Source organism: bacterium (assembly GCA_021372775.1).
In the GTDB taxonomy this organism is placed as follows: Bacteria; Acidobacteriota; Polarisedimenticolia; order J045; family J045; genus JAJFTU01.
In genome coordinates, this window is record JAJFTU010000281.1 from 1 (window position 1) to 6,896 (window position 6,896).

At 72.6% G+C, this 6,896-nt stretch carries 5 protein-coding genes; all 5 read left to right on the top strand.

The window, feature by feature from the left end; genetic code table 11:
• The coding region (locus LLG88_09880; GenBank protein MCE5247212.1) for a hypothetical protein at window positions 1-1,126 on the top strand (1,126 nt) is incomplete at its 5' end.
• A 300-nt stretch (window positions 1,127-1,426) separates the two neighbouring features.
• Window positions 1,427-3,508 carry an elongation factor G gene (locus LLG88_09885; GenBank protein MCE5247213.1) on the top strand — a complete coding sequence of 694 codons (2,082 nt, stop codon included), beginning with the start codon at window positions 1,427-1,429 and terminating at the stop codon, window positions 3,506-3,508.
• A 7-nt stretch (window positions 3,509-3,515) separates the two neighbouring features.
• Complete coding sequence (gene asnS / locus LLG88_09890) at window positions 3,516-4,847, top strand: asparagine--tRNA ligase (GenBank protein MCE5247214.1); 1,332 nt, start codon at window positions 3,516-3,518, stop codon at window positions 4,845-4,847.
• A gap of 2 nt (window positions 4,848-4,849) precedes the next feature.
• On the top strand, window positions 4,850-6,223 hold the full coding sequence (gene rimO, locus LLG88_09895; protein MCE5247215.1) for a 30S ribosomal protein S12 methylthiotransferase RimO: 1,374 nt from the start codon (window positions 4,850-4,852) through the stop codon (window positions 6,221-6,223).
• Between the two features lie 109 nt (window positions 6,224-6,332).
• Window positions 6,333-6,833 (top strand): phosphatidylglycerophosphatase A, encoded by a 501-nt coding sequence (locus LLG88_09900; protein ID MCE5247216.1) that lies wholly within the window; start codon window positions 6,333-6,335, stop codon window positions 6,831-6,833.
• The last annotated feature ends 63 nt before the right edge of the window (window positions 6,834-6,896 follow it).

The following is a 6,896-nucleotide window of genomic DNA, read 5'->3' on the forward strand; positions in this document are numbered from 1 at the left end:
GCCCCGGCCCGCCGATCCGGCCTGGACGCCGCCTTACTGCCCGTGGGACCCCTGCCCCTCCTGGCGCGGCCGGCCCTTCCGCTGGCGGCGCCACGGCTCCTTCCGCACCCTCGCCGCGCCCGAGCCCGTCCGCCGCTTCCGCTGCCTCGCCTGCGGACGCACCTTCTCCGCCAAGACCTTCTCCGGCGTCTACTTCGCCAAGCGCCCCGACATCCTCGCCCGCCTCGCCGAGGCCCTCGCCAACGGCGCCGGGCTCCGCCAGGCCGCCCGCGGCCTCCCCTGCGCCCGCTCCACCGCCGTCCGCGCCGCCGACCGGCTCGGACGACTCGCCGCCCTCGCCTCCGCCCTGATCCTCGAGGGCTTCCCCGTCGCCGGACCCGTCGCCTACGACGACTTCGTCTCCTTCGCCCTCGTCCAGCAGCTCGAGGTCGCCCTCGGCACCTCCGTGGATCCCGAAACCTCCCTCCTCCTCGGCCTCTCCGCCGCGCCCCGCCTCAAGGGCGCCCGCTGGACGCCCCGCCAGCGCGCCCGGATCCCCGCCCTCCGCGCCGAGCTCCCCGCCGGGCTCCCCGGACGCGCCTTCCGCGAACACGTCGACGACCTCCTCCGCCGCACCCCGCCCGGCGCCGTCCTCGAGCTCCGCTCCGACGACGACCCCCTCTTCCGCGCCAACCTCGCCCGGCCCCGCTACGCCGGGCGCGTCCGCCACCGCGTCTTCCCCGCGCCCCCGCGGCGCCGCGCCGGCCCCGCCTACAACCGCGCCCTCGGCCCCGCCAACGCCCTCCACCAGTTCCTCCGCCACAGCGACGCCGGGCACCGCCGCGAGACCATCGCCTTCGACCGACGCGTCGCCTCCCTCGTCGCCCGCGCCGCCCTCTTCCAGTTCTGGCGCGACTTCGTCCAGCGACGCCGCGAGGCCCTCACCGACGGACCCACACCCGCCATGGCCGCCGGGCTCCTCGCCCGGCCCCTCTCCTGGGACGACCTCCTCGCCCGGCGCGTCTTCCGCCGCGACCTCCGCGTCCTTCCCCCCCTTGCCCGACGCGTCCTCGCCCGCGACTTCCCCACCCCCACCGCCCGCGACGCCCCGCGCCTCTTCCCCAGGCACTGGCTCGCCCGCGCCTGAGCCCCCGCCGCGACCGTCCCGACGAGGCCGCCGCGCCGAGACGCGGACGAACCACCATCGACGCAACAGGCTCGGCTTCACCGTGCGGATTTTCCGCCGCCCGGCCGCGACAAAACGAGCGCTGGCGCCACCGCGCCCTTCGTTGTTAAAGTTTCGTGTTTTCCGTACGGGCCTGAACCCGAAATGGCGATGTTTCCCCGCCGCTCCGAGGCGGCCGCGCGGCGGCCGACGGACGCGCGGTCGCGTCGTCCACGGGGGGAACCCACCCCGCTGGCCCCGCCACTCTTGAGGAGCGCTCAGATGAAGGTCTACGACACCGCGAACATTCGCAACGTTGCATTCGTCGGCCACGGTGGCTCCGGAAAGACTTCCCTCGTCTCCGCCCTGCTCTACGCCGCCAAGGCGACGGACAAGCTGGGTTCGGTGGCCGAAGGCACCGCGCCGACCGACTTCGATCCGGAAGAGGTCGAGCGCAAGGTGAGCATGGCGGTGGCCGTGGCCTGCGCCGAGCAGGACGGCGTCAAGCTGAACTTCATCGACGCTCCGGGGTTCACGAGCTTCATCGGCGAGGCGTACGCCGCGCTCCGCGCCTCCGACGCGGCGATCATCGCCGTCCACGCCCTCGACGGCATCGGCGTGCAGACCGAGAAGATGTTCGAAGAGGCGGAGAAGGACAACCTGCCGCTGATGTTCGCCGTCAGCCACCTCGACCGCGACCGCGCCGACTTCGACAAGAGCGTCGCCGAGCTGTCCGAGGCGTTCGGCCGCAAGGTCATGCCGATCTCGCTGCCGATCAACGCCGGCCCGCAGATCAAGGGCGCGGTCTGCCTCGTCTCCCGCAAGGCGTTCCTCTCCAAGCCCGGCGCCGCCGACGTCGAGGTCGCGGACGTCCCGGCCGACATGGTCGAGGCCGTGAACGCGGCGCGCGAGGCGCTGCTGGAAATGGTCGCCGAGTGCGACGACGAGCTGATGAACTCGTTCCTCGAGAACGGCACGCTGACCGACGAGGAGTTCGGCAAGGGGCTGAGGAAGGCGATCGCCGTGCGCGGCGTCTTCCCCGTCTTCGCCGTCGCCGGGACCGCGATGGCCGGCGTGCACCCGCTGCTCGCCGCCCTCGTCGCCGCCGCGCCGAGCCCGTTCGAGGGGCCGACGTGGACCGCGACCGCGGAAGACGGCCAGAGCGGCCCGCGCCGCGTCGGCGACGCCGACTTCTGCGCGCAGGTCTTCAAGACGATCATCGACCCGTTCGCCGGCCGCGTGAGCTACTTCCGCGTCGTCTCCGGCTCGATCGCCGCCGACGCCCCCTCCTGGAACTCCAGCAAGTCCCAGCCGGAGAAGATGGGCAGCCTCTCCGTCCCGCGCGGCAAGGCCGGCGACAAGATCCCCGAGGTCAAGGCGGGCGACATCGCCTTCGTGACGAAGCTCAAGGAGACGCGCACCGGCGACACGCTGACCGCCGACAAGGCGCGCACCGAGAAGCTCGCCCCGATCAACTTCCCCAAGCCGGTCATCGCCTACGCCGTCCACGGCGAGGCGAAGGGCGACGAAGAGAAGATCGCCGAGGCGCTGAAGAAGCTGGCCGAGGAAGACCCGACGATCCGCCTCGACCGCGACCCGCGCAGCCACGAGCTGATGCTCTCCGGCCTCGGCGCCGACCACGTCAAGTTCGTCTGCGAGAAGGCCGCCAAGCGCTACAACTGCAAGGCGCAGCTCGAGAAGCCGAAGGTCCCCTACCTGGAGACGATCACCAAGAAGTCGTCCCAGATGTACCGCCACAAGAAGCAGACGGGCGGCGCGGGCCAGTTCGCCGAAGTCCACATGCGCATCGAGCCGCTGCCGCGCGGCGCCGGCTTCAAGTACGACTCCGAGATCTTCGGCGGCACGATCTCCCGCGGCTTCTGGCCCTCGATCGAGAAGGGCGTGCGGATGGAGCTGGAGAAGGGCGTCATCGCCGGCTACCCGATGGTGGACGTCCGCGCGGTCATCTTCGACGGCAAGGAGCACCCGGTCGACTCGAAGGACATCGCCTTCCAGATCGCCGGCCGCGAGGTCTTCAAGAAGGCCGTGGCCGAGGCCGGCGCCGTCGTCCTCGAGCCGATCATGCAGGTCGTCGTGACCGTGCCGGACGAGTTCATGGGCGACATCCTCGGCGACCTCACCCGCCGCCGCGGCAAGGTCCAGGGCTCCGACAACGCCGGCGGCAAGACGCGCGTCCGCGCGCTCGTGCCGATGGCCGAGATGCTCGAGTACTCGGCCACGCTGAAGTCGGTCACGTCCGACCGCGGCTCGTACACGATGGAGCTCGACCACTACGAGAAGGTCCCCGGCGAGATCCAGGCCAAGCTGATGGCCGACTTCAAGCCGCAGGAAACGGAGGACTGACGACGCCATGACCACGCCCGCCCGGGTCTGCATCCGCGACTTCGCCGGCCACGTGGGGGAGACGATCACCCTGCGCGGCTGGGTCACCCACTGCCGCCTGCAGGGGAAGATCTGCTTCCTCGTCGTGCGCGACGGCACGGGAAACTGCCAGGCCGTCGCCTCCGTCCGGGACCTCCCGGAGGAGCAGTTCAAGGCGATGAGCGCCGCCGCGCAGGAGACGTCGTTCTCCGCGGTCGGCGCGCTGAAGGCGGAGAAGCGCGCCCCGGGCGGGTACGAGGTCCAGGTCAAGTCGTTCGAGGTCGTCGGGAACTCCGGCGACTACCCGATCGGCCCCAAGGAGCACGGGATCGAGTTCCTGCTCGACAACCGCCACCTCTGGCTGCGCCACAAGGCCCCGTGGGCCGCGCTGCGCGTGCGCGACGAGGTGGAGAAGGCGATCCGCGACTACATGTACGAGCACGACTTCGTGCTCCTGGACTCGCCGATCCTCACCCCCGCCGCCTGCGAGGGGACGAGCACGCTCTTCGAGACCGACTACTTCGACGAGAAGGCCTACCTCTCGCAGTCCGGCCAGCTCTACCAGGAGCCGGGCTGCATGGCCTTCGACAAGGTCTACTGCTTCGGCCCGACGTTCCGCGCCGAGAAGTCCAAGACCCGCCGGCACCTCACCGAGTTCTGGATGATCGAGCCGGAGATCGCCTGGGCGACGCTCGACGACGTGATGGAGCTCTCCGAGGACCTCGTCTGCTACGTCGTCGGCCGCGTCCTCGAGCGCCGGCGTCCGGAGCTCGAGCTGCTCGAGCGGGACGTCGCCCAGCTCGAGGGGATCAAGCGCCCCTTCCCGCGCATCTCCTACGACGAGGCCGCGGAGATCCTCACCCGCCCCGAGAACGTCGAGAAGGCCAAGGCCGCCGGCGCGCCGCCGTTCGAGCCGGGGAACGACCTCGGCGCGATGGACGAGACGATCCTCGGCGAAGGGCACCTCAGCCCGGTGATGATCCACCGCTACCCGACGAGCGTGAAGGCGTTCTACATGGAGCCGGACCCCGAGCGCCCGGACCGCGCGCTGGCGGTGGACGTCATCGCGCCGGACGGCTTCGGCGAGATCATCGGCGGCAGCCAGCGCATCCACGACCCCGAACTGCTGCGGCGGCGGATCGAGGAGCACAACCTGCCCGAGGCGGCGTTCAAGTGGTACATGGACTGCCGGACCTTCGGCGGCGTGCCCCACAGCGGCTTCGGCATGGGGATCGAGCGGCTGGTCTGCTGGATCACCGGCGTGCGCCACGCCCGCGAGGTGATCCCGTTCCCGCGGACGATCAACCGCCTCTACCCGTGACCATGACCCGACCGCGGCGCGTCGCGCTGGTCAGCCTCGGCTGCCCCAAGAACCAAGTGGACGCCGAGCTGATCCTCGGCCGCCTCGCCGCGGCCGGCGCCGAAATCGTCCAGGACCCGGAGGACGCCGACCTCCTCGTCGTCAACACCTGCGCCTTCATCGACTCCGCCCGCGTGGAGTCGATCGAGGCGCTCTTGGCGGCCGAGGAGTGGAAGGGGCGCGCGCCGGGGCGGCGCGTCGTCGCCGCCGGCTGCCTCGTGCAGCGCAGCGGCGCCGAGCTGGCCGAGGGGATTCCCGAGATCGACGCGCTGCTCGGCCTCGACGAGATCGCCGCGGCGCCGCGCGTGCTCGCGCCGCGCCTCCCGGCGATCGACCCGCTCGACGCCCCGCGCGGCGCCGCGCGCGCGCTGTTCGCCGCGGCCGACCCGCGCCGCCGCGTCGTCGGCCCGCCGTGGAGCGCCTACGTCAAGATCGCCGAAGGGTGCGACCAGACGTGCGCCTTCTGCGCCATCCCGAGCTTCCGCGGCAAGATGCGCTCCCGCCCGCTCGACGACGTGCTCGACGAGCTGCGGCGCCTCGCCCGCGAGGGAGTTTCCGAGGCCTGCCTCGTGGCGCAGGACTCGACCGCCTACGGCCGCGACCTCGGCCTCGCCGACGGCCTCGCGCGGCTCCTGCGCGCCGCGGCGCGGCTCGACGAAGCGCCGCCGTGGATCCGCGTGCACTACCTCTATCCGGGCCGCGTCTCGCCCGAGCTGCTCGCGGCGCTCGCCGAGGGGGCGCCGCGGATCGTCGAGTACGTGGACATGCCGCTGCAGCACGCGCACCCCGCGACGCTGCGGCGGATGCGCCGCCCCGGCGACGCGGAGAGCCACCTGCGGCAGCTCGAGGAGCTGCGGCGCGCGCTCCCCGGCGCCGGCGTCCGCTCCGCGTTCATCGTCGGCTTCCCCGGCGAGACGGACGAGGAGTTCGAGGCGCTGGAGGAGTTCGTGGGCGCGGCCGGCTTCGACGCCGTCGGCGTCTTCGCCTACTCGCACGAGGAAGGGACCGACGCCTACGGCCGCGAGGACGACGTGCCGGAGGATGTGAAGGCGGAGCGGCGCGAACGGCTGGAGGAGGTCGCGCTGGCCGCGGCGCACGTCCGCAACGAGGCCCGCGTCGGCCGGACGCTGGAGGTGCTCGTCGAGGGGCCGGCGGAGGACGCCGAGGACGGCTCGCTCGAGGCGCGCTGGCGCGGCCAGGCGCCCGAGGTGGACGGCCGCGTGCTGATCGCCGCCCCCGCCGGTCCGGCGCCCGCGGCGGGCTCGTTCGCCCGCGCGACGATCGTCGGCGCCGCCCCGACCGAGCTGACCGCGACGCTCGCGGGCGACGCCCGATGAGCGCGCTCCGCGGGAATGCGCCCGCGCGCGGCGCATCGTCCGTGCGCTCCGCCGCAATGCCCGCGCGCCCAGGCGCAACGCCCGCGCGCGCCGCCAAGGACGCGACGCCATGACCCGCCTGCACAGAATCCTCGCCACCTGGTTCGGCAGCGGCTACTTCCCGATCGCCTCCGGCACGGCCGGGACCGCCGCGACCATCCCGCTCGTGCTGTTGCTGTGGTGGTTCGGCTCGTGGCCGCTGCACCTCGCCGCCGCGGCGCTGATCTTCGCGCTCGGCCTCTGGGCGGCGAAAGGCGCCGAGACCTACTGGCGCAAGAAGGACCCCGGGCAGGTCGTGATCGACGAGACCGCCGGCTACCTGCTGACCACGCTGCCGGTCGGCCTCGCCGTCCCCTCGTTCGACGCGCCCGCCGGCTGGATCCTGCCGCTCGGCGTATCGTTTCTGCTCTTCAGGGCGATGGACATCGTCAAGCCGTGGCCCGCGCGGCGGCTCGAGGCGCTGCCCGGATCCCTGGGGATCATGATCGACGATATGTTCGCCGGCGCCTACGCCCTGCTGCTGCAGCAGGCGGCCTTCTGGGCGCTGCGGCGCGGAGGCCTCTGGGGATGATCGTCGCGTCGAAGACGGAAGAGCTGGGGTTCGCCGCCGGGCGGCCCGTCGTGGCCACCATCG

What these genes read in the sequence shown, in the direction of transcription:
- LLG88_09900 (MCE5247216.1), top strand. Translation starts at nt 6,333, where the DNA reads ATGACCCGCCTGCACAGAATCCTCGCCACCTGGTTCGGCAGCGGCTAC.
- LLG88_09885 (MCE5247213.1), top strand. Translation starts at nt 1,427, where the DNA reads ATGAAGGTCTACGACACCGCGAACATTCGCAACGTTGCATTCGTCGGC.
- asnS (MCE5247214.1), top strand. Translation starts at nt 3,516, where the DNA reads ATGACCACGCCCGCCCGGGTCTGCATCCGCGACTTCGCCGGCCACGTG.
- rimO (MCE5247215.1), top strand. Translation starts at nt 4,850, where the DNA reads ATGACCCGACCGCGGCGCGTCGCGCTGGTCAGCCTCGGCTGCCCCAAG.